The sequence below is a fragment of the Rhodococcus sp. K11/5 genome, assembly GCF_055193735.1.
In genome coordinates this window covers 397,773-418,970 of sequence record NZ_CM143721.1, presented here as the reverse complement: position 1 = coordinate 418,970, position 21,198 = coordinate 397,773, and the positions used below count along the sequence as shown (strand labels likewise).

Below are 21,198 nucleotides of genomic sequence, written 5' to 3'. Positions count from 1 at the left end.
GCCGGACGGGGATCGTCCGTACGGTCGAGAAGGTGCGTGGATCGTGGCGGTGGTCGGCAGTGGTGCTGGGTATCGCCGTGCTCGTCGCCACGCCCTCGGTGATCCAGCGGCTCCCCGTCGACGATTCCGACATCTCCGCGGCCGAACTCCTCACCGACGTCACGTCCTCCGCTTCGACCCCGTACTCGGGTTACGCCCAGTCGGTCGGCGGCATCGCCCTCCCCGTCACCAGCGGGTTGGGTGGGCTGCCGGATCTGCTCGGGGACACCACGACGCTGCGGGCCTGGTACCAGGCCCCGGACAGGTGGCGTGTGGACACGGTCCGCCTCGTCGGCGAACGCGGTCTCTATCGGTCCCCGACCTCGATGTGGAGATGGGACTACGAGCGAAACACGGCCGTGCTCACGCCCGTCCCCGAGCCGAGCCTGCGCCTGCCACGCGAAGCCGACCTGCTCCCTCCCGAGCTCGGCCGGCGGCTGCTCGGCGAGGCGACGGCGGACGAGGTCACCCGACTGCCGGCGCGCCGTGTCGCCGGTCGCGACGCCCCCGGACTGCGGCTGGTCCCGTCCGAGCCGCAGAGCACCGTCACCGCCGTCGACGTGTGGGTCGATCCCGAATCGAGACTGCCACTGCGGGTCGACGTGCTCGGCGACGGTGCGGCCCGCCCGATCGTGAGTACCGCGTTCCTGGACTTCTCGGGCACCGCTCCCGACCCGGAGGTCGTGACCTTCGTGCCGCCGCCGGGCACCGTCGTGTCGGAGGAAGGCGGCGGCGACATCGCGTCACTGGCCGATCGGATCGACACCGCGGGGCTTCCCGCGACCCTGTCCGGCCTCGGCCTGAACGGTCGCGACGAGCCGGGATCGGTGGGGATCTACGGCCGCGGCGTCACCGCACTCGTCGTCGCACCGCTACCCCGCCGAGCCGGGAACGGTCTGGTCGACCAGCTGACGGACGCCCCCGGTGCCGTCGTCGCCGGCGACAGCGTGTCCCTGTCGATCGGTCCCATCGACGTCCTGGTGACCGCTCCGACGCCGGACGGGCGCCGCTATCTGCTCTCCGGGACCGTCACCACCCAGACCCTCGCCGTCGCCGCCGGGGAGCTCGAAGGAGACACCACGTGATCCGCACGACAGGGCTGACCAAGCGTTACGGAGCGGTGCGAGCGGTGGACGGCATCGACCTCGATGTGCGCTCCGGCGACATCTACGGCTTCGTGGGCGCCAACGGCTCCGGCAAGACGACGACCGTGCGCATGCTGCTCGGCCTGGTGCTGGCGACGTCCGGTCAGATGAAGGTGCTCGACGAGGAGATGCCGCGACGGCGGCGCAGCGTCCTTCCGCGAGTCGGGGCGCTGATCGAGAATCCCGCCGCGTATCCGAACCTGTCCGGACGACGGAACCTCACTCTGCTCGACGCGGCAGGTCCCGGCGGTTCCCGGCGGACCCGGAAGTCCCGCGTCGGTGAGGCTCTCGAGCAGGTCGGACTCGCCGGCGTCGGGCGCCGACCGGTCAAGCAGTACTCCCTGGGCATGCGGCAACGCCTCGGCTTGGCGGCGGCCCTGATGCGTACCCCCGAGTTGCTGATTCTCGACGAGCCCACCAACGGTCTGGATCCGCAGGGGATCCTCGAGATCCGGGAACTGCTGCTGGACCTGCACTCCCGCGGCACCACGGTGTTCCTCTCCAGCCACCTGCTGGCCGAGGTGGAACAACTGTGCGATCGGGTGGGCGTGCTCGATCGAGGCCGCCTGGTCCTGCAGGACCAGATGTCCGTGATGCAGAGACCCACCGGCCGCGTGATGGTGCGCACCCCGGACCCGGTCATGGCCGTCACCCTGCTGGCCGAGGTGGGGGACGCCACCGTCCTGGAGCGCGAGGACGACCGACTCGTCGTCATGCACCCGGACACGGCTCGGCTGAACCGGCTTCTCGTCGAGGGCGGCGTGCGCGTCGGCGAGCTCGTCCCGCAGCGGATGAGCCTGGAGGAGTCGGTGCTCGCCGCCACCGGAGACAGCGCCGACCGCGTCCCGGCCCGAACGGAGACGGCCACGTGATCGGCGTCGAACTCGCGGCGATGCTGCGTCGTCCCCGCACGTGGGTCGTCATTTTCCTGCTGAACCTCCTGCCCACCGTCGTCGCCGGTCTCCTCGCCCTGACCGACGTCGGACCGCGGCCGGGCGAGGGGCCCGCCTTCCTCTCCGCCGTCCTCGCCAACGGTCAGCTGTTCCCGCTCGCGGCGCTCGCCATCGTGCTTCCGCTGTTCCTTCCCGTCGCCGTGGCGGTGATCGCCGGAGACTCCGTGGCCGGGGAGGCGCAGGCCGGGACCCTGCGCTACCTCCTCGCGCGCCCGGTGGGACGGACTCGGCTGCTGGTGGCGAAATTGGTCTCGGTGGTGGCGTTCGTACTGCTGGCCGTGGTCGTCGTGGCCGTGACCGCCTACGTCGTCGGCACCACGTTGTTCGAGACCTCGACGTTGGGCGAGGTCGCCAGCGTCTCCGGCACGGTGCTGACCGAGAACCAGATCGCGGCACGGACCGTCATCGCCGTGCTCTACGTGACGTTGTCGATGCTGGGCGTCGCTGCCATGGGGCTGTTGTTGTCGACGTTCACCGACTCGCCGCTCGCCGCGACCATCGGCGCGTTGGCATTCCTCATCGCGAGCTCACTGCTGCTCACCCTGGACGCCGCCGACGCGATCGCACCGTACTTGCCGACGCGGTACTGGCTGGCGTTCGTCGACCTGTTCCGGGACCCGATACCGATGCGGGACCTGTTGCGAGGCGTCGGGTTGCAGGCCGTCTACGTGGTGGTCTTCCTGGGGGCCGCGTGGGCGAACTTCACGACGAAGGACATCACCAGCTGAGCGTCGCCGCAGCGCAGGCACACTGGATGGAGTGTTCGCTTCCCTCTCCCCTGCCCGTCGTCGCCTCGTGCTCGGTGTTCTCGCCGTCGTCCTGATCGGGGTCGTCGTGGCCGCCGTGTTCTTTGCCACCTCGCGCAGTGAAGGCGAGCCGATCGCGAGCGTCGATCGGTCCGTACCCGGTCCGGTCCTGCTGATTCCCGGGTACGGCGGTTCCACGAATTCGCTCGACGTGCTCGCGGACCGGCTGCGGTCCGACGGCCGCGACGCCACCGTCGTGGACCTGCCCGACGGCGGAACCGGTGACCTGATCGAGCAGGCGGACACCGTGCGGGAGGCCGTCGACACCGCCCTGGCCCGCACCGGGGCGACATCCGTCGACATCGTCGGGTACTCGGCCGGTGGAGTGGTGGCCCGACTCTGGGCGGCCGATGCGGGCGGCGACGACCAGGCCCGACGCATCGTGACCCTCGGCTCACCCCACCACGGCACGCAGATCGCGGGGATCGCGGCCCAATTCGTGCCCGATCAGTGCCCGATCGCGTGTCGGCAACTTGCCCCCGACAGCCCCGTTCTCACCGCGCTGAACGCCGACGACGAGACACCGGCCGGACCGGAGTGGGTGTCGATCTGGACCGAACTCGACGAGGTGGTGACCCCGCCGAGCTCCGCCTCCCTGGACGGGGCGATCAACATCCCCGTGCAGAGCGTGTGCGCCGACTCCACGGTCGATCACGGCAACCTCCCGAGTGACCCCCTCGTCGGCGCGATGGTGTCGGCTCAGCTGGGTGACAGCTCGACGGTCGCTCTGGACGCGGGTGACTGTGGCCGCCTGGGTGGGTGAGCCCGCGTTCTCGATGCGCCGCGTCGGGCGTCACGACCGCGACAGGCGCAACCATGCGACCAAGAAGCCACCCCAGAGCACGAACAGTGGGTCCCACAGATAGGCGTGTCCCATCATCGCGTCGGCGTCGTATCCTCCGTCCGGATCGATGACACCGCTCAGAACTCCCACGCTGACAACGACATTGACTCCCCCGTACACGACGAGGAGGGGTCCGCCGATCCAGCACAGCGTGCGCCAGAACCGCGGGTGTGCCGAATTCCCCTGCGCGACAACGATCGGAATCAGAGCGGCGGCGAGTTTGACGAGACCGATGGCGCCCAGCAGCAGGCCGGCTTCGACCGGCGCCCGCTCCACGAGGTCCACGGCCCAGTCACCGACGGTGGGTAGTAACCAGCGCCCGCCCAGGGCCCAGTAGACGCTCCATGCCGCGTGGCCCGCTGATTCCCGTCCGTTCGACGCCATCGAAACATCGTGAGCCGGGCGTCGGGGAAACGCCAGCGCCAATGCGGTCGAGGGTCGACATTCACGCCGTTGTCGTTCGGCAGATGCCTCGACGTTGCTCTCGGTTGTTCGCACCGTCGCTTCACGACGTCTGGTCCTGAGGCCGGCAGGTGACACGCCGAATGAGTCGGCCGATGATCGCGCGGGCCCGGCGTACCGGACCGGCTGCTCGACTGGATGCTTACATGAGGGCGATCGAATGTCTCGGAAATCTGTTGTCCTGCGGGACTCTTCGTTCGGGGTTGCACCTTCCGTAGCGTCATGTGGTGCAGTGGCCGTATCCCGCCCACCGAGGAAGGCACCGCCCATGTTCTCGTCCTTCATCCCGCCACGCCACGTCACGATCGGGGGCGCCGCCGCCTTCGTCGGCACCACGCCGCGAGCGATCCGTCACTACCACCAGATCGGTCTGTCCCCGGAGCCCGAACGTGGGAGTGACGACCGCCGTCGCTACGGCTACGACGACATGATTCGGCTGCTGTGGATCCGCCGGATGGCCGACGCCGGCGTCGCCCTCGACGACATCCGTGACGCCTTCGAGGACACGGACGGCACCGCCGACAGTGACGTCGCGCGCATCCTGAACCGGCTGGAGAGGTCCATCGTCGCCCGGCAGGCCGAGCTCGAGCGGCAGCGTACTGCCGTGCAGCGCATGAGTGCTCGAGGGAGCAGGTTGGGTCTGCTCTCCGATGTCGTGAGCGATCGCCTCGTGGACCTACCCGAGGGAGCCTTGCGGCAGGACGACCTGGACACCCTGCTCGTGACCGAGCGGATCTTCGGCGCGCTCGGTGCGTCCGTCCAGGCGTCGCGTTTCATCGCCCTGGCCACCCACCCGGACCTGCGGGAGGAATCCGACCGAATCACCGCCGCCGAAGAGTCGCTCGACGACACGGTCGCCGTCGATGATCCCCTTGTCGCGCAGGTGGCGGCCGAACGGCATGCCTTCGAAGCCGCCCTCCGCGCGGTCATCGAGAGCTCCGGCCTGGCGCGGGACGACGACGCCCGATTCGACGCGCTGGACGAGGTGCACCCCGCGCCCGCCGACGACGGGGCCGCCGGTTCGGCGTGCGGGTCGACGAGCCTCACCGACACCGTCCGGATGATGCCCTACGACTTCTCGCCCGCACGCCTGCGGTGCATGGAACTGGCCATGGAACTCGGCGGTCTGCCGGCGACCGCGCTCGTGGCCGACGACGACACTGTCATCGAAGCGCCGGACCTGTCTTCGAGAGAAAAGCCGAGGTAGGTATTGGACACCTGCCGTGCGCCTCGACGGCGACGTACGCCGTACCGAATCGCCTACGGCCGTACGGGATCACTCGGGGAGGACGCGGATCCCTCGCGAGCGAGCGCGCGGCGGGCCCGCCACGGATCGACCCACATGTCCAGCACGAAGAGCCCCACGAACGCCGCCGTGACAGCGACCGTGCCGATCCTGCCGAGCGGGCCGGGCGGCGAGGTCCAGACGACCAGCAGGAGGACCGCCAGCACAGCTCCTCGCCCGAGGTACCGCCTCGGTGTGGGCCACTCGGTGTTACCTGGGGCCATCGTTTTCTCCCGGTGTTGTGATGTCGTGCGGACCCGTCCGCGGAGCGCCGATGACCGCCAGGGGCGCTCTCGATGGAGTCGGATCCCGTGGGGCACCGGTATCGCCCGAACGTTTCCTGCTGCTGTAGATCTCGGTGCCCGAGCCCTGTAACTCGAGCGCAGTAATCAGCATCGCGCACCCGGCGCGAGGCGGGTGAGTCTCGCACCCGAATCGTCGAATGCCAGAGGTGGCACGAGAATCGCTGTGTTCCAACACAACAGGTGGTATATCGACCGACGAATATCCTTCGCGTGCGCGTCGGCGTCACGCCCGGCGTGGACGATGACGAACGCCCAACGCTCAGCGAGGACGGACTCGACTCCCGACGATCCGGACCTTCGCCCCACGCACGAGGCGGTTGCCGGATTGATGCGCGGAGAGGCGGCACCAGTTGAACCGAGAGGGTCCGCTACGCGAGTGGTGGCCGACCGCCCTCGGCCGCACCGACGGAGAACGCCCGCATCAGTAGGCGCGGTGAAGGATCCGCGAGCACCTCCGCCAGATCCCACATCACGCGTCCTTCCCGCCCTCAAGCACGTACAGGACCTCCGTCGGCAGGTACGTCGGTCACCTTGATCGGCGTCAAGCCGTCGTCGCTCTTGCTCATCTCGTTTGCTTCCCCCGTTCACAGGACCCCTGGCTGCCCGCGTCGACATCTCTACCTCTCCTCCCGGTCTACACGCGATGTCGGAGCGACTTCGTAGGGTCCACCTCAGTCCACGAGGCCATCTTCGCTTCGTCGACGGGGCCTCTCGACCTTGGGTATTCCAGCGGACGGCCAAGTCGTGGAGATTGCTGAGGTGCCTCACTCAGGCGGCGTGCGACCGAATTGCGACCGCACAGGGGGCTATGTGATCGCCTGGTCCCGGAGACAAATCACGCCCCACCAGGAATACCCGGTGGGGCGTGGATTGTGATGGAGCCGCCTAAGAGAATCGAACTCTTGACCTTTTCATTACGAGAACGACGAAAGCAGTTCAGGCAAATCTACCGAAGTCCACGCAACTACCCGTGATCTGCGGAAACAGTCCAGCTGGATCCACCGGAATTCATGGTCGTCGGTACCGACTTGTGTCACTCTCGTGTCATCGAGACCCCGCCTGGTCCACACGAATCCACCTACATCTTCAGCTGCACGGCCTGTCGCCGATCCACCGTCCGCGTCACTCAACGCTGCAGGGACAGCGCCCGGAGTCCGACCTCACCCCGCGAGTGCGGCTTTCACATCGTTCGGCAACTGCGTGTGGCCGGAAACCCCCGGCACCATGAAGCGGGCGCATCCGTCCACCTCTGCAGTGAAAATCCCGCCGCCAGAACCATCGGGGCGGACCAGTCGAACAGCAACCTCCTCGGTGGCCACTCTGCTGCATGGCCCCGCCGCAGGGGCATCCGAGGACCGTGTCGCCACCTCCCGACTGACCTTCGCGGGCAGTGCTCGTGACCAACGTAGTGTCGTCCGGAGTGGTTCGGTAGCGACACACGGTCAGGTCCGAGACGTCCCGGGTCGGCACCATCAGCTGGAACGCGTGGAGATCCGGTGCCCTCGCCCCTTCGGCGTCGGCTTCCGAGGTCGAAGTGCAAACGTATCCACTGGACTGACCGCACGAACCAGGTGCCGACGCCGACCCGAGGGTGACCACCGTCGTCCGGCTCGTCTCGACGAGTGCGTTCACAGCTGCGAACGCTTCGTCCTTATATCCGCAGACAGTGGTCGGCCACTGCGGCCGCACCGCGGACCCGTCCGCTGACACCAACCACTGCCCCGCCGGTACGTCCTCACCGAATGCACAGGACGAGCCATTGGTACCTGATCCCCGCCCGGATGGAACATCGAGCGCCCGGGCGACCTTTTCGACGTCGCCGCCGAGAGTCACCGCGGCGATGACGACAGTGCCCGCGGCATCCACACCCCGTTCGCACCGCACCACCTCCGTCGCGCGGAAATCCTCCGGAACGGAACCCAACCCGACCGGAATGGGTGCAGTATCACCGGCAAAGTAGCCGATCCCATTGCCGACAGCGAATACACGATGTCGGGTAACGCGCAATCGACTGAGGGGAACACCTCGGGCGGCGGTCGAATGAATGATTCCGTCTGCGGATAGTGGCCGAACGACGAAGGCCCCGTCTGTGCGCAACCAGCCGTAATCAGAGCGATCGCACAACACACCGCGGTCGCGCCCCAAGCGCGACTAGACGCCGATGTCATTCCGCGAAGCTACGCCGCTGACGAATTCTCGGTCCATCACCGACTGGTTCCGGCCCCGTGCTACACATCTGAGACCGGACTACGCCAGCATGCTGCGGCTCCCCTAGCAGCACCGCGGTCAAGGCGGATTCGATATTGAGCAGCAGAACAAGTCTCGACTGACTGCAGGAGTGCAGTCATACCGAGTCACTCACGCTTGGGGGCGCTGCGGTGTGGTGTGGTGAGGTCACCCACGTGCCAGCCGCCAATCGCCACCCACGCTCTACTCTTCCTCTTCTTCCCCTTCAGGTTCCGTACCCTCTGGCCGGGGCGACTTCTCGGGTGGAGCAGACTCGGCCCCCATCATCAGATTGTCTTCAGGCAAGGGGGGAGCCTGCGGGACTATTGCCGTGAAGTCACCCTTGGTAGATGCCGGCAGGTATATCGCACCGTGCCAGTTCGAACTGTCCCGGCATGCACGCGCCACACGCTCGACGTCTTGCGACGTCAGCTTCGGTTGTTCGTGCAACTTGCGAACTGCTGAGTTGACGCCTTCGAAGTACCGCCGATCTATCGCGAAAAGTGGATACTCTCGACCCGCCCAAACTCCTTTAAACGCCATGTTTCCAAGGAAAGTTAGCCTGTCGAAACCCTCGGCTTCATTTTCCTCGTATGAACTCATGTATGCCCAGGCAACTTCAAGCGAGAGGGTGAAGTAGCGTTCGACGCACGCATTTACAACACGAAATCCGGTGTCTATGCTAGGCCCGCAATAGTCGAAGATGTAGTGTTCGCCATCCTGACTGTTGATCGCTGCTCGATTGAGGATTTCAGGCCGAATAAAAGATTGTTCGAAAGAGGTCTTGCGAGGGATTGAGACCATGTCGTCCGGGGAAGGAAAAACTCCAAGAAAAGCTCCGCCCTTAGTGGACAATGGATAACTCTTGAGGGCGCTTTTTTCGTACGTTTCCATTGCCCTCAACCATGAATCTATTGCAAGGCGTATGTCATCTTCGTCGGACACGACGACCGTGAATACCAACTCGTCACCAATTGGCTTCCATAGGTTGGGCTCTAAGGCCCGTCCCCCACCAGTTTCACTGGTCGCGACCTGCATCGCCTCTTCCAGCCCTTGGGGAAATTGGCGATAGAACGACAGAAAAACCTGTTGCCAGGTTCCCGGATTTGCCTGCTTGAAAGCCGTGGAACCGACCAGATCGCACGAAAGAAAGAGTTTGGACTCCGGCCGGTTCTCATATGCCTCGGATCCGTCGCTCACGACAACTTCAACGTGGACGCACGGACTTCAGCAGCCGCTGGCGAGACTTGGAAACGCGATGCAACTCGCCAGAGGTCGCCATCTGAGTCAAGGTAAGCCTTGCGGAAACTATCTTCAGGCATCAAAAGTGATGCAGCGAAGACATTGGCTTCCGTCTCTGCGACGCTCCTCCCACCACGCCAGTAAGTCCGCTCTCCAGTCAATCCTTCGTACCGATAGTGAAGGAAGTAGTGACCTAGTTCGTGAGCGATGGTGAACCGGTCACGGCTGGCAGATGTAGTCGAGGGCACGAAGACCGTAAAGTCACCTTTGCCACGAACGCGCAGCGACTCGTTTGTGTCGTGGACCTCGACCTCGCCGCCAAGAGTACGTAACAAGCCGTCGATGTCAGCTCTGCCGTCCTGGTCATAGGCCCGATGCTTGCGACCGATGCGCTCCGCCCAGTCGCGGATCTCGTCATACGATAAATCGGTGCATTCGTTGTGAGCTGTAGCCACCTAGATCACCGCCTCCTTCGATCGAGCGAACACCCGGACCATCTCACAGCCTACCGACACGAAGTAGGCAGCCTTCCGTAGATGCAATCGGGCGGTCCGAGTCCGCATCCTTAAGGACGGTGGCTTCGCCCGCACCGTCATGGCGATAAGTTCCATGGTCCTCGCTCACCACATTGCGGCGCCGGAACTACACCCTTGACGGGCTAGTCGAGTCCGGTTGGGTGCCCGCGCTGGGCCGTGACAATGTTCTGTCCATGGACGGTGCGCTCCCGCCGTAGGCACTCCGATACAACGGTGATCCCCGCCCGCCATGTCGGGCGGGGACCGGCGGTTCACGGTTGTTTGTCGCGGGTGGCTTCGAACAGGATTGCCGGCGCCGACAGGCGATCTGGGTACAACCCATCGCATGCAGCTTGCGGCATCGGCGTAGCGGCGCGTTAGTGTCGCGCACGTACCGGTCGGACGCGCCCATCACATCGGCGTGCTGGTCATTGGATTCGGTTCGAACGCGACCCGGCCATCCATCGCCGAACTCGCAGGCGGTACCGGCCGGGTCTGGTCGGTTCCGGCTTCTAGGATGTCGTGTGTGACGTCCCCGCTCTCGGCCAGCGTGCAGGGAACCGACTGCCGTTTGGGACCCGATCGCCGAGTGGTGCCCCGCTACGAAGATCATCGAGCCTCGATCTCCAGAGACGGGGCACGCCTTTGCTTCGGCCAAGGTCATGACGTTGGGGTTGTCAAACCGAGATGACTGAGCCAACTCCCAAGGAATCGGTTGCGAGCGCTGGCGAGGCGATGAGTCCCTACGCAACAGGCGGGGGCGGTGTCACTTTCGAGCGCAAGGTTGCGGTGGGCTACCTCGCCAAGATGCTCACTGGATCGGGGGCCGCCGAACTGGGCGTAGGGCGCTTCATCTCAAGAGTGTCGTTCCAGCAGGCGCCGGACCACCCTGTGGATGACCTGGTGGTCCGCGCTCAACGGGCAGACGAATCCGATCCTTCATTGGTGCTCGCGCTCGCCATCCGCAGAGAGCCTTCGCTCATCAAGAGCGACGAAAAGGCTCGGAAGCTGATCGGCACCCTCCTGAGTGATCTAGGAAAGAACCTCGGCACCGACGTCGATCATCTTGTTGGTCTGGTAGTTGCCGGACCACAACCTCACGCATCCCAGCTTGCGGAACTGTCCGGGCTCGCTCGCGGGCAGTCGAACCACGAGGCGTTCTTTGCGCTTATCGAAGAGCCGAACCGGTTCGGCCGAAACCTGCGACAACGCCTGGAACACGTCCAAGTGCTCGTTCGCCTGGCTATGCAAGATGCTGCCGGCGGCGTTACGCCAGAGGCCGCGACGGTAAGCGAACGCACCTGGTTCCTGCTGTCACGCCTCCAAGTCTTAATGCCTCGGTTCGAGTCCCCAGACGAATCGGATTGGGCCTACATCACCAACGATCTGGTTGAAGTAGCGAACGGGAAAGATCTCGCCGGCGCGAACCAGCTGCGGGATCGACTCGGTGCCCTCTCTGCTGAATACGCGCCCATTGCCGGTGCCATAGATCTCGACCTACTTCGACGCGATGCGCACGATGTGCTGGCTTCGACTACGCGACGGCATGAGACGGCCTGGCAACTTCTGAACGGACTCCATCAGCGGGCCGTCGATGCCGTTCGAGGTCAGGTGACATCTCCCGATGGCGCTCACCACGAACATGTCGATCGCACCGCCGATGCTGGGGAGCTGCGGTCTCTCGCCTTGGCAAATTCGGCGGTTATCGTTCACGGCGAGTCGGGCGTCGGCAAGAGCGCCCTCGTCATCGAGGCAGCAACCACTACGGACAAAGTGGGCGACCAAGCCCATGCCCTCGTAGTCAACCTTCGTCACCTGCCAGCAACCGCCCTGGAGTTCGAGCAGGCTCTAGGTGCGCCGCTGAAGGCGGTACTGGCCGAGATGAGTGCGCCGAAGAGGCTCCTGATCATCGACGGCGCCGATTCGATAGCCGAAGACAAATTGGAGCAGCTCAGGTATCTGGTCGCTGCTGCTGAACAAAGCGATGTGCGCATCGTGGCGCTGACGACGAACGACATTCGAAAGCTTGTTCACGATTCTGTCGAGGAACACTGTGACGGCACGGTCGTCGACTTTGAGATCGATGCGCTGTCAGACGCTCAAATCGATCGGCTGACAGAAGCCTTTCCCGAACTCTCCTCACTGGCCTACAACGCGCAGGCGCGAGAGCTGCTTAGACGCCTCGTGGTGGTCGACCTGCTGGTCCGCGGCGGGGTCTCCGGTGTGCCCCTTACGGACGGCGACGCGATGAAGCAGGTCTGGGCGGGACTGGTTCGGCGGCACGAGCAGTCGGATCGGGGCACGCCTGATGCTCGCGAACTTGTCATGCTCCAGCTCGCAGAACTATCGGTTACGCGCGCGGACCCGTTGCCGGTGCTCGCAACGCTCGACGGGGCGGCGCTGGCCGGCCTGCGGCGAGACGGCCTCTTGCAGACGCCAGCCAGCCAGCCATTCCAGGTGGGTCCCGAGTTCGCCCACGATGAGGTTCGGCGATACTCCGTCGCCCGTCTGCTCCTCGCGACGGGAGACCCGACAGTCAAACTCCTGGTCGCCGGAATGCCTCGGTGGTCGCTAGGAGCTGCGCGGCTCGCTTCGGAGCTCTACTTGAGTGCACCAAACTCGATCGGCAATCCGTTGCGTGGCCGCTTCGCTCGTCTGAAGCATGCGTTTGATTCGGTCGTCGCAGCTGGACATGGCGAACGGTGGGCTGATGTGCCGAGCGAGGCACTACTTACGCTTGCTGACCCTGTGCTGATCTTGGCCGACGCGTGGGATGACCTGGCCGACGACGACAAGGCTGGTCTACACCGCCTGTGTCGTCTGATAGTTCAGCGACATCGGGTATCAGGCCTGGTCCGGCTCTCGGTCGTGGAGCCGGTAGTGAGACAGCTGCTCGGTAGTGGAACTCCGTGGTTCGGCGACGAGAAGCTACAGGAAATAGTTCGAGATTGGCTGAGGGCGCTTATTGCTGCGGACATTCCGGCGGGCACTGACCTGCGCGTGGAATTCCGTGCGCAGTTGGTTGCTCGTTGTGCAGCGGGGGACGAGAGGCAGCGCGCCGAGAAAGACGCCGCGAGAGCTGCGCGCGCAGCGAGGACTCCTGAGCAGGTAGAGCGCGATAAGCGCATGGCGCCGCGAAGCCACTCGTTCCGTGAGATCGGCTACCCGCGCAGGCACTCGCGTCGGAGGCGGGATCTGCCGCGCGAAGTTATCGACAAAGTGATGGTCGAGCTGCTGGCGCTTCTTGCCCCTGACCTCGGTGATGACGGCGAGGCGCTGCTTCGCCGAGTGGCCGACGAGTCGGCGAGGGATCTCCGTCCGGCTGTCGAGGGCGTGCTTGCAGGCCGCGCTCTTGCGTCCTGCGCAAAGGGTTTCCTCGCCGAGATGACTGCCGCGTATTACGTGGACGAGGACGAAGACGGGTCCGGCTCCTACGAAAACGGCGTTCGTGATCACGGGTACCACGTCCTCGGTACCCCATTTGCGGCTTGGTACTACGGATCCTTTATGCCGTTGCTCCAGTCGGACTTTCAAGGGGGCGTGTGTGTAATCAATCGGATGTTGAATCACGCAGCTCGGGCTCGGGTGCGCAGCTTGGCCAGCAATGGTTACTACAGCGCATCCGTCTCCGACGAAGACCTGGCCGGATACGCGACAGAGTTGCATATTGCGGGTACCGCACGCAGCTACGTTGGTGACTCGCACGTGTACAGCTGGTACCGCGGAACGAGCGTGGGTCCGTACCCGTGTATGAGCGCCCTTCAAGCCCTCGAACGGGTCTGCGACCAAATCATCGAACTCGACGTATCTCTGGTCACGATCGTTTCCGTATTGCTCGACGGCTGCGACAACCTCGCGATGGTCGGGTTCGTCGTGGGACTACTGGTCCGCCACATAGAGAAGAGCAGCGCACTACTTCATCCCTACTTGGCGGAGCCATCAATCTGGCATTTCGAGTTCGGCCGCGTCGCGAACGAATACAGCGGCCTGAAGGCATCGTCCGACGGTGTCGCGGGTGCCGAGCGCCGAGAATGGTCGCTACGCGAGGCGGCGATGGTGCTCGTACTCCGTACCGACGAGGGTCGCGCTGAAGAGTTTCGTCAACTGGCTCGACTCCTGGTTCAAAGAGAAGAGCAGGCGATTCGAGCTGCCTCTCCCGACGCTAGTGACGCCGAGGTTGACCAACTTTTGGTGAGTGCGCGCGGCTGGGCGAGCGGTATGGACCGAGACACTTACACGGCGCAGCAAACTGAAGACGGCCGGGTCATGATTCAGAGCACGCCGCCCGAGCCACTTCTAGAGGCCCTCGGGAGCGGAAGCGCCGACATCCAGCGCGGTCAGGAAGCGACGCGACTCTCCGTCGAGTACTACATCAACGCCAGGAATGGGACGGCCGCAGCGCGGTCCACAGAAACGCTGACTGCGGACTTGCAGATTGCCCAGGAACTCATTGTGGACCCTCCGGGCCTAAGCGTAGGAGCGGAGTGGGACGCCCCGGCCTCGGTCATCGCTGCAGCACTCGAAGCCCATCTGGTCGACGGCGTCGCGTTGCCAGACGAGTCCCTTCGATTTGCGGTCGACGCCATCATCACGATCGCTGGAGCTGCGGGACAAGAGCGTCAATTCGAATCCGAGGAGTCGTACTTTGAGCGGGGCGCTGACCGTTCTGCCGCTCGCACCCTGCCGTTGCTGTTGCCGCCGAGTGCGCAGCGCGCCCGTGCTCTTGTGGACGGTGACGACGGATCGGCGACCTATTCGCGCGTGGAGCAGGCTGCGGAAGCGTTGGCTCAAGCGCTCCCGAACGAGGTCCGAGTTCACCTGGCGCGAGGTTTTGATCATCTTTGGCAGACGTCGTGTTCGAGCACTACGCCGTGCCATCACGTCACGGCGCTGAAACTGATCAGCGAGACGATGCGCGATTGCACCTTCGGGGACTGGGATCCAGAGACCGGCCATCGATCCATCCTGCAACTGGATGACCCGATCGGCGAGGCACTCTGCGCGCTCGCGGACGATGCCATTTACTTCTACCGACTCGATGCTGCTCTTCGGGCACTTGCACCCGCTGCCGTGGCTGACACGTGCGTTTCTCGAGAGTCCGCCAACCTATTCAGAGTCGCCGTCATCGCACAACGACGGGCACTCCTTGCGCACGAGCGGAATGTCGACGACCGAGGCACACATGCCTTAGTCGCGGCTCGCGGGCTTCTGATAATTGTCGAGAACGGAGACCCTGCGCCGCTCCTAGAGCACCTGGATGCGTTCGCTGATCGTTCTGACCTGCTCGGCTCATTCCTTCGGGCGTTGTCATCTGCGGCGGAGGAGTCCTCAGGCCGGGCGGCGACGCTTGCCGGACTCTGGCCTGATGTCGTCCGTCGTATTCTGGGCTACGCAGAAGACCACGAGCCGTTCGGTGGGCTGCACTATGACGACTCCGCCCGAGCGTCGCTTATCCCCAACCCCGCCGGAGATGTCTTGTATCTCTACCGCGAGTTGGACGGATTACCCAACGTTTGGTGGGACCCACGTACGCTTGTCGACGTGGTGGAGGCATGGCTGCCAACGGCCCGAGGACACGCGAGGTGTGTCGATCAGCTGATTGCCTTCGTTCGAGTGCTGGAACTAGACGACCAGGTTCGACTCGGACTTCCGTGGGTCAGCGATCTAGCCACTGAACACGTAGAGCAGGTAGCCCAACGGAGCTATTCGCTCTCGAACTGGCTAGTGGAGCTTCGGCCAGCAATCTTCGATGCCGCCTCGTTGGCGAGCTGGCAACGGTTGGTTGATGCTCTTGTTGTGGCCGGCGACTCGACTTTGGCTCCATACTCGGACTAATCCGAGGTCTGGCGGTCGACGAACAGCAGGTGGTTCTTACCCGCGGGGGTTTCTCCTCGACGCGGCCTAATGATTGCGCGCCGGGTCGGGCGCGGGAATTGCTGATTTTCGTTGCTGCACATCTTTACTAAGCAACTTGCTGACATAACACAATAATCGGCGTTATTCAGCGCCCAGCTCACACCACGCACTACGCCGACGGACGCTTGTCCACGTCCGCGCAATCGATCGACATACTTGCGTGCACCGACAGCCCTACCGGCTTCACCTCCTTTCCGAGATTCACCGCCACAGTCGAGGTGGACGAATTCGATCTCGCAGCAGTCGTCACAGGTACCGGACGCCACGGGTACACCGGCGCCTGCGCCGGTGACTTCGGGGACGAAGTCGTCCGCACCCGAACCGGCGACTGATCCGCGATCGACATGATCGCGGCCGGGTAACCAACATCCCCCGCAGCCCGTCGGCGCGTTCGCACCGGGATCGCTGGGTCGTCCCGTCCCGAATCCGACATTCCGCACACCCGTGTTCCGTCCACCGTGGGTCCACCAAGCTTCACGCGCGCGACATACGCGTACCGAGTTGTGTCACCCTCGTGTCATCGACACCGAAAGCGCAGGTCAGCGCGGTGGCGACCGGCGACCTTTAAAGTCTGAATAAAAAGGTCGGTTTTGAATACCTGCTGGTCAGAGCGATGCCGTCGTGTACTCCACGGACCTACGGCACTTCATTTGCGCGCAATCAGAGCTGAAAAAGCGGTCATGCGAATCGCATAACCGCTGATCAGAGTATGTTTTGGAGCCGCCTAAGAGAATCGAACTCTTGACCTTTTCATTACGAGAACGACGAAAGCAGTTCGGGCAGGTCTACCGAAGTCCACGAAATTGCCCCTGAGCTGCGGAAACGGTCCAACTGGATCCACTACGATTCATGGTCGTCGGTACCGACTTGTGTCACTCTCGTGTCATCGAGCGCGAACCGGATTCATACAAGTCCACGGGCATCCGCGAACACAGCGCTTCCGCATCGATCATCACTCCACCGTGAGAAGCGATCCTCACAGATCAGTTGCCAACGAAACCGGGGGCAGTCCCAATCCGCGCGCAGGGTGTCTCGATAGACGGTCGTCGATTGCGACGGCCCTCGGGTGGAGCGCGGATCTCTGCGACGTAGACGCGCACGAGCGGCCGCACGGGTGTGTCAACGGCTCGACCGCGCCGAAACAGCGAACTCGTCGGGCCGATAGTGGCAGCGTGGATCAAAGTGCGAGCATGCCGGCGCCAGGTAACCTGCCGACATGACCCTCTCGCAGACATGGGCGGGCTACGTGCAGTTGCTGCGAGAGGTGGCTCCGGTTACAGCAGCGTCCGTCGAACCACCACCGTCGCGCAAGGCTCGCCTACGGGCCGAGCACGAAACAACTCCGTGGCCGGATGAGCTCCAGGAACTCTTCTCGCTGCAGGGTGGACAGCACATCCCGGTGGGTGCAGACCACGTGGTAGGGACTGTGCTGCCCGACAGAGCGTTGCTAACCCTCGATGGGCTTCTCTATCGGTACAGGTTGGCTCGTGACACACTCCACGACACAGATGATCTTGGACCCGAGTGGCCCGAGATCGTACGTGCGCAGGAGGCCGGCGAAACAGCTGAAATGTTCCTGGACGCGTACGTACCGTTCGCCGAGGACGGTGCCGGCGACTTCGAATACATCGATACTCGTCCCGGTGAACATCACGGCTGTGTTCGCTACTTCATGTCGGAGGCTGCTGATGGTGGCGGACCCATCTTCGACTCTCTGACCAACTACATCGCTGCCGTCCATCACAGTGTTCGATCTCCTCACGAGTTCAACGGACTAATACCGACGATCGTCGACGGGGCCCTGCTGTGGGAGGTGCCCGAGCGACCACCGGGGTTCTACAACTCGTGAGGCCGCGCTCGGTGGGTGACGAGTAACCGATCCGCGTATCGCACGCCACCAGCGGTGCTGACGTGACTCGATAGACATTCGTCAATCGGGACAGGCGCACTGCGGTCTGTGACCGATCGCTCGTACCGCTCGGTCGGCAAATCTTCTAGGTTCGGCCTATGCGATGGCCGCTGCGGACCCGAGACGCCACCGATCTGTCGACGGAACCCGCTGCCGTCCGTCGACGGGCGGCAGATGCGGGAATGCCTCTCGATACCGCGCAACTCGCCGCCGTCGAAGCTCTGAGCCGTTCCGGGTCGAGTGGGGTATACCTCTGGGGCCCTGCCGGGCGGGGCAAGAGCTGGTTGATGGACTGCTACTTCGACCTGCTGCCCACCGAACGTAAGACCAGAGTCCACTTCCACACGTTTTTTACGGCGCTCCACACCCAACTCCACCGCCACGCCCACCGCCTGGACGACGCCCTCGACCACGTGCTCGGCGACGTCGAGGTGGTGTGCTTCGACGAGTTCCAGGTCGACGACCCCGCCGACGGACTCTTCGTCCGCCGCCTACTCGATGCGCTCCTGGCGCGGTCCGTACGACTGATCGTGACGTCCAATCATCCACCCAGTGAATTGATGCCGAATCCGCTGTTTCACAGCACGTTCACGGACACCATCGCGCTCATCGAGTCGGCGATGGTCACTGTCGAGGTCGACGACGGCGTGGACTACCGCACCACCATAACCAGTAGGGAACGCGTCGGATTCACTGCAGGGCAATGGATTCACGCGGCAACGGCCGCCGACGCAGCAACCGCAGGATTGGCATGGCCCGAACCGGCGGAGGCCGCGGCGCTCACCCCGCACGGTCATCCCATTCGGGCGTTGGCGATACGGCCGGAAGGTCAGGTGTGGTTCGACTTCGCGGATCTGTGCGCGCAACCGACCGCACCGGCGGACTACGCCTCGATCGCCGACGCGTTCACGTGGTGGGTGATCAGCGGAGTGCCCGACCCGTCCGACATGGAACAGGAACCCACCCGACGCTTCGCTCATCTCATCGATGTCCTCTACGACCGAGACCTGCGGACCGACATCGTGACCTCCTGCACGGCGCGACACTTTCTCTCGCTCGCCGACGATTTCACGGGACCAGCCCGAACAATCAGCCGGCTCCACTCGTTGAATCAGGGCGCTCCCCCACCCCGGACCTAGCCCCGCGAACGTCTCGATAGACGGTCGCCGATCGGGACTCGACGTCTCATGCGCGTCCGCTGCCGAACTCCGCGTCCTCGGGCGCTTTCCACGCCACGGACCTGGAAGTCGAACTGTGACGCTTTGACCGGGACCAACTTCTGATCTGTGGCGTGTTGGCGTCTCAGGGAATCGTCGCCACGAGCTTCGATCCATTGGCGCGAGATATCGAGGTGGCGTGGTGTCCGACGTCATAGCGGACTACAACTCGACTCTGCACCGATCGGCGCTGCTCAGGTCGCTCGATCCACCGGCCAGATAGTTTCGAACAGGGAGTTACCGAGCACCCCGCGCTCGAGAGCCTGGAGCCAACCTCGAACCTGTCTCGATAGACGATCGTCGAACAGGACTGATTTTCCGGGCGCGGACTCCGGTCAGATCGGGCACACTTCGAACCGAACGTTGTGTTCGGTGACAAACGAAGGAATTCTCTGTGCGTTCGATGACGAAGTTGGGTGTGCCGCTGCGAGCTCGGTGGGCATCGTGTTCGCATTCCCGCCCATCGCGTCCGCCGCGGACGGTAGCGAGGTCACCTTCTCGTATTCGGCGGATGGGTCGACCATCTCCAACGCGATCACCAACACCACGGATTCGACATTGCGTTGTTCGACGTCTCTCGAGCCCGCCCCTGACGGGGTTCTGCCTCCGCTCGACACCATCCTCGGGCAGGACATCTTCACCGGTGGAGACGTCCCACCCGGCACCACCACCCAGCAGCTGACCGACATTCCGGACGGGTCATGGGCGGTGCTGGTCACGTGCGGCAATCCGGGAAGCGAGAGCCCATTGACCTGGCTGTCCGATTACCCCGGAGTTGAGGACTACCTCACCCGACTCCAATTCCCCACCCCGTGGTTCGCAGTCGACCAGGCGTCCACTGTTCTGACCGTCCCGGCGCCGACCTCCAATGACACCGAAAACCCGCTCGACGAATTGTCGGACGCCTTCGGTAGCTGAGTTTGCGACGCGGCGACCTCGAACCGCCGCGTCGGCCACGCCGATCGAGGACCCCGAATTGAACGATGCGTCGCCCGCCACACCGCCGTTCGGCCACCGGTCGGTCACCCTCACCGTCGACGGCGAGGTCTTCGTCGTCTCTGCGCGACCGGGAGACTCACGGACGTACGACTACGACTGGGCCTCGGGTCCGAACTCGGGTTACGGGTTCTCGAGTACCACCCACGCCGCGTTTGCCAGCGTGTCGGATCGTGCGGATACCCCATCGGGGTTTCCGCCGGCGACGCTCGACGAGCACCGCGCGGCGATCCGGGACTTCCTCGCGCAGATCGATCCGGACACCGGTTACCTCGGTGACTGAGTAGATGCCGCCGGTGCCAAAAATTACCGACACGCCTGGTTGTCAGCCCCGGTCCAATAGTGAGCGGTTGATCCGGTCGAAAGTGAGCGGCACGGCCGGAGGTACAGAGACCATACGGAGGCACCAGCACAGGAAAGAAGTGCAGTTCTTCCGCCGTGCTTGGCGGCCTTCCGCGCTACATTCGCCGCAGCCGGCGTTTCAATGTCGCCGACGATAACCCCTCTTTACAGCCAGCTTCTAGACGCCGCCACCTGAAATTCGTACTCACTCAGTGAGTACCCCAGCCCACGACATGTCGGGGCGATTCATGCCGCGTCAGACTGGTCGGTCTGCAATGCTTGTGCCGTGACGCAACCAGGTCCAGGGTGGTTTAACGATCCCGACGGCAGCGGGCGCATGCGATGGTGGGACGGTCAGCAGTGGACCAGTTCGACTTCGCACGGCTCGGCATTTCAGGGTTCGGATAACCGCGGCGAACCCTCTGGTAAGTCTGGTTCGCAACCTGCTACTCCTGCTGTGAATAAGCAGCAATGGAATCGTTCGGTCCTGCTTGTGTGCGGCGCGGTTGCTGCGGTGATGGCGGCCATCTGGCTCGTGGTCGGCACTTCCTCACCGGACGATGGCGGAGGCGGCGGTTCCACAACGTCTGCCGCCGACGGTTTTAACGCAGTGGATCTGTCCCGGCAGGATCGATCGACTTACGACGTTCTCGACGAACGCGCCTTCTCGGTGCTGTTGCGTGACCCCGAAGCAGACAAGAACCGAAAGGTGGTTCTCCACGGAGAAGTGTCCCAGTTCGACACAATCACTGGACCCGAACTGTTCATGGCGCAGGTGTCGGCTGTTCCAACGGAGTCCGTCTACGGCGAAACGGTGCTTGTTCGGCTGCGCGACGCCGCAGTCGCGGCGGGCGTCGTGGAGGGTGACTCTGTGACGCTCTATGCGGAAATTGACGGCGTGCAGCAGTACGAGAACAAGCTCGGTCGCGAGACTCAAGCGGCGGTGGTGTGGGCCAACATCGTCGAAGTCACGGGGCAACGGTAAGTGCGCCCATC

At 64.0% G+C, this 21,198-nt stretch carries 15 protein-coding genes; 11 read left to right on the top strand and 4 right to left on the bottom strand.

Translation table 11 applies throughout. The features are described 5' to 3' along the window. Positions 1 to 32 precede the first annotated feature (32 nt). From ACY466_RS02060 to ACY466_RS02045, 4 genes are read left to right on the top strand one after another with little or no spacing between them, the layout of a single operon-like run. Entirely contained in the window at positions 33 to 1,124 is a 1,092-nt protein-coding gene (locus ACY466_RS02060; protein ID WP_463249425.1) for a hypothetical protein, read from the top strand. Next, a complete protein-coding gene (locus tag ACY466_RS02055; protein WP_463249423.1) occupies positions 1,121 to 2,056 on the top strand; it encodes an ABC transporter ATP-binding protein in 936 nt (311 codons plus the stop codon). The genes ACY466_RS02060 and ACY466_RS02055 overlap by 4 nt, the downstream gene beginning before the upstream one ends. After that, the gene (locus ACY466_RS02050) at positions 2,053 to 2,865 is read left to right on the top strand and encodes an ABC transporter permease (protein WP_463249421.1); all 813 of its coding nucleotides are present in this window, start codon (positions 2,053 to 2,055) and stop codon (positions 2,863 to 2,865) included. The genes ACY466_RS02055 and ACY466_RS02050 overlap by 4 nt, the downstream gene beginning before the upstream one ends. Positions 2,866 to 2,896: 31 nt before the next feature. After that, entirely contained in the window at positions 2,897 to 3,706 is an 810-nt protein-coding gene (locus ACY466_RS02045; protein WP_463249419.1) for a lipase family alpha/beta hydrolase, read from the top strand. A 30-nt stretch (positions 3,707 to 3,736) separates the two neighbouring features. Here the strand turns inward: ACY466_RS02045 and ACY466_RS02040 are convergent, their stop codons facing one another. Next, a complete protein-coding gene (locus tag ACY466_RS02040) occupies positions 3,737 to 4,171 on the bottom strand; it encodes a DUF3995 domain-containing protein (RefSeq protein ID WP_463249417.1) in 435 nt (144 codons plus the stop codon). A 346-nt stretch (positions 4,172 to 4,517) separates the two neighbouring features. Here ACY466_RS02040 and ACY466_RS02035 point away from each other — a divergent pair, with 346 nt between their 5' ends. Next, a complete protein-coding gene (locus tag ACY466_RS02035; protein WP_463249415.1) occupies positions 4,518 to 5,456 on the top strand; it encodes a MerR family transcriptional regulator in 939 nt (312 codons plus the stop codon). Positions 5,457 to 5,509: 53 nt separating this feature from the next. Here ACY466_RS02035 and ACY466_RS02030 read toward each other — a convergent pair whose 3' ends face one another. The 3 genes from ACY466_RS02030 to ACY466_RS02020 form a co-directional block, all read right to left on the bottom strand. After that, positions 5,510 to 5,701, bottom strand: coding sequence for a hypothetical protein (locus tag ACY466_RS02030; protein ID WP_463249413.1), 192 nt, complete (start codon positions 5,699 to 5,701; stop codon positions 5,510 to 5,512). A 2,568-nt stretch (positions 5,702 to 8,269) separates the two neighbouring features. After that, positions 8,270 to 9,265: a hypothetical protein gene (locus tag ACY466_RS02025; RefSeq protein WP_463249411.1), complete on the bottom strand. Its 996-nt coding sequence runs from the start codon at positions 9,263 to 9,265 to the stop codon at positions 8,270 to 8,272. After that, positions 9,262 to 9,762 carry an ImmA/IrrE family metallo-endopeptidase gene (locus ACY466_RS02020; RefSeq protein ID WP_463249409.1) on the bottom strand — a complete coding sequence of 167 codons (501 nt, stop codon included), beginning with the start codon at positions 9,760 to 9,762 and terminating at the stop codon, positions 9,262 to 9,264. Before ACY466_RS02020 ends, ACY466_RS02025 begins: the two co-directional genes overlap by 4 nt. Positions 9,763 to 10,509: 747 nt before the next feature. Between ACY466_RS02020 and ACY466_RS02015 the strand changes: the two genes are divergently transcribed. The 6 genes from ACY466_RS02015 to ACY466_RS01990 all read left to right on the top strand — a co-directional run bounded on the left by ACY466_RS02015 (position 10,510) and on the right by ACY466_RS01990 (position 21,187). Beyond that, on the top strand, positions 10,510 to 15,657 hold the full coding sequence (locus tag ACY466_RS02015) for an ATP-binding protein (protein ID WP_463249407.1): 5,148 nt from the start codon (positions 10,510 to 10,512) through the stop codon (positions 15,655 to 15,657). 1,297 nt (positions 15,658 to 16,954) lie between these two features. Beyond that, positions 16,955 to 17,587 carry an SMI1/KNR4 family protein gene (locus ACY466_RS02010; protein WP_463249405.1) on the top strand — a complete coding sequence of 211 codons (633 nt, stop codon included), beginning with the start codon at positions 16,955 to 16,957 and terminating at the stop codon, positions 17,585 to 17,587. A 158-nt stretch (positions 17,588 to 17,745) separates the two neighbouring features. Then, entirely contained in the window at positions 17,746 to 18,786 is a 1,041-nt protein-coding gene (zapE, locus tag ACY466_RS02005) for a cell division protein ZapE (RefSeq protein ID WP_463249403.1), read from the top strand. Between the two features lie 522 nt (positions 18,787 to 19,308). Beyond that, complete coding sequence (locus ACY466_RS02000) at positions 19,309 to 19,782, top strand: hypothetical protein (protein WP_463249401.1); 474 nt, start codon at positions 19,309 to 19,311, stop codon at positions 19,780 to 19,782. A 58-nt stretch (positions 19,783 to 19,840) separates the two neighbouring features. Further along, the gene (locus ACY466_RS01995) at positions 19,841 to 20,143 is read left to right on the top strand and encodes a hypothetical protein (RefSeq protein ID WP_463249399.1); all 303 of its coding nucleotides are present in this window, start codon (positions 19,841 to 19,843) and stop codon (positions 20,141 to 20,143) included. Between the two features lie 345 nt (positions 20,144 to 20,488). Continuing rightward, complete coding sequence (locus ACY466_RS01990; protein WP_463249397.1) at positions 20,489 to 21,187, top strand: DUF2510 domain-containing protein; 699 nt, start codon at positions 20,489 to 20,491, stop codon at positions 21,185 to 21,187. The last annotated feature ends 11 nt before the right edge of the window (positions 21,188 to 21,198 follow it).

What these genes read in the sequence shown, in the direction of transcription:
- ACY466_RS02040 (WP_463249417.1), bottom strand. Translation starts at nt 4,171, where the DNA reads ATGGCGTCGAACGGACGGGAATCAGCGGGCCACGCGGCATGGAGCGTC.
- ACY466_RS02035 (WP_463249415.1), top strand. Translation starts at nt 4,518, where the DNA reads ATGTTCTCGTCCTTCATCCCGCCACGCCACGTCACGATCGGGGGCGCC.
- ACY466_RS02015 (WP_463249407.1), top strand. Translation starts at nt 10,510, where the DNA reads ATGACTGAGCCAACTCCCAAGGAATCGGTTGCGAGCGCTGGCGAGGCG.
- ACY466_RS02010 (WP_463249405.1), top strand. Translation starts at nt 16,955, where the DNA reads ATGACCCTCTCGCAGACATGGGCGGGCTACGTGCAGTTGCTGCGAGAG.
- zapE (WP_463249403.1), top strand. Translation starts at nt 17,746, where the DNA reads ATGCGATGGCCGCTGCGGACCCGAGACGCCACCGATCTGTCGACGGAA.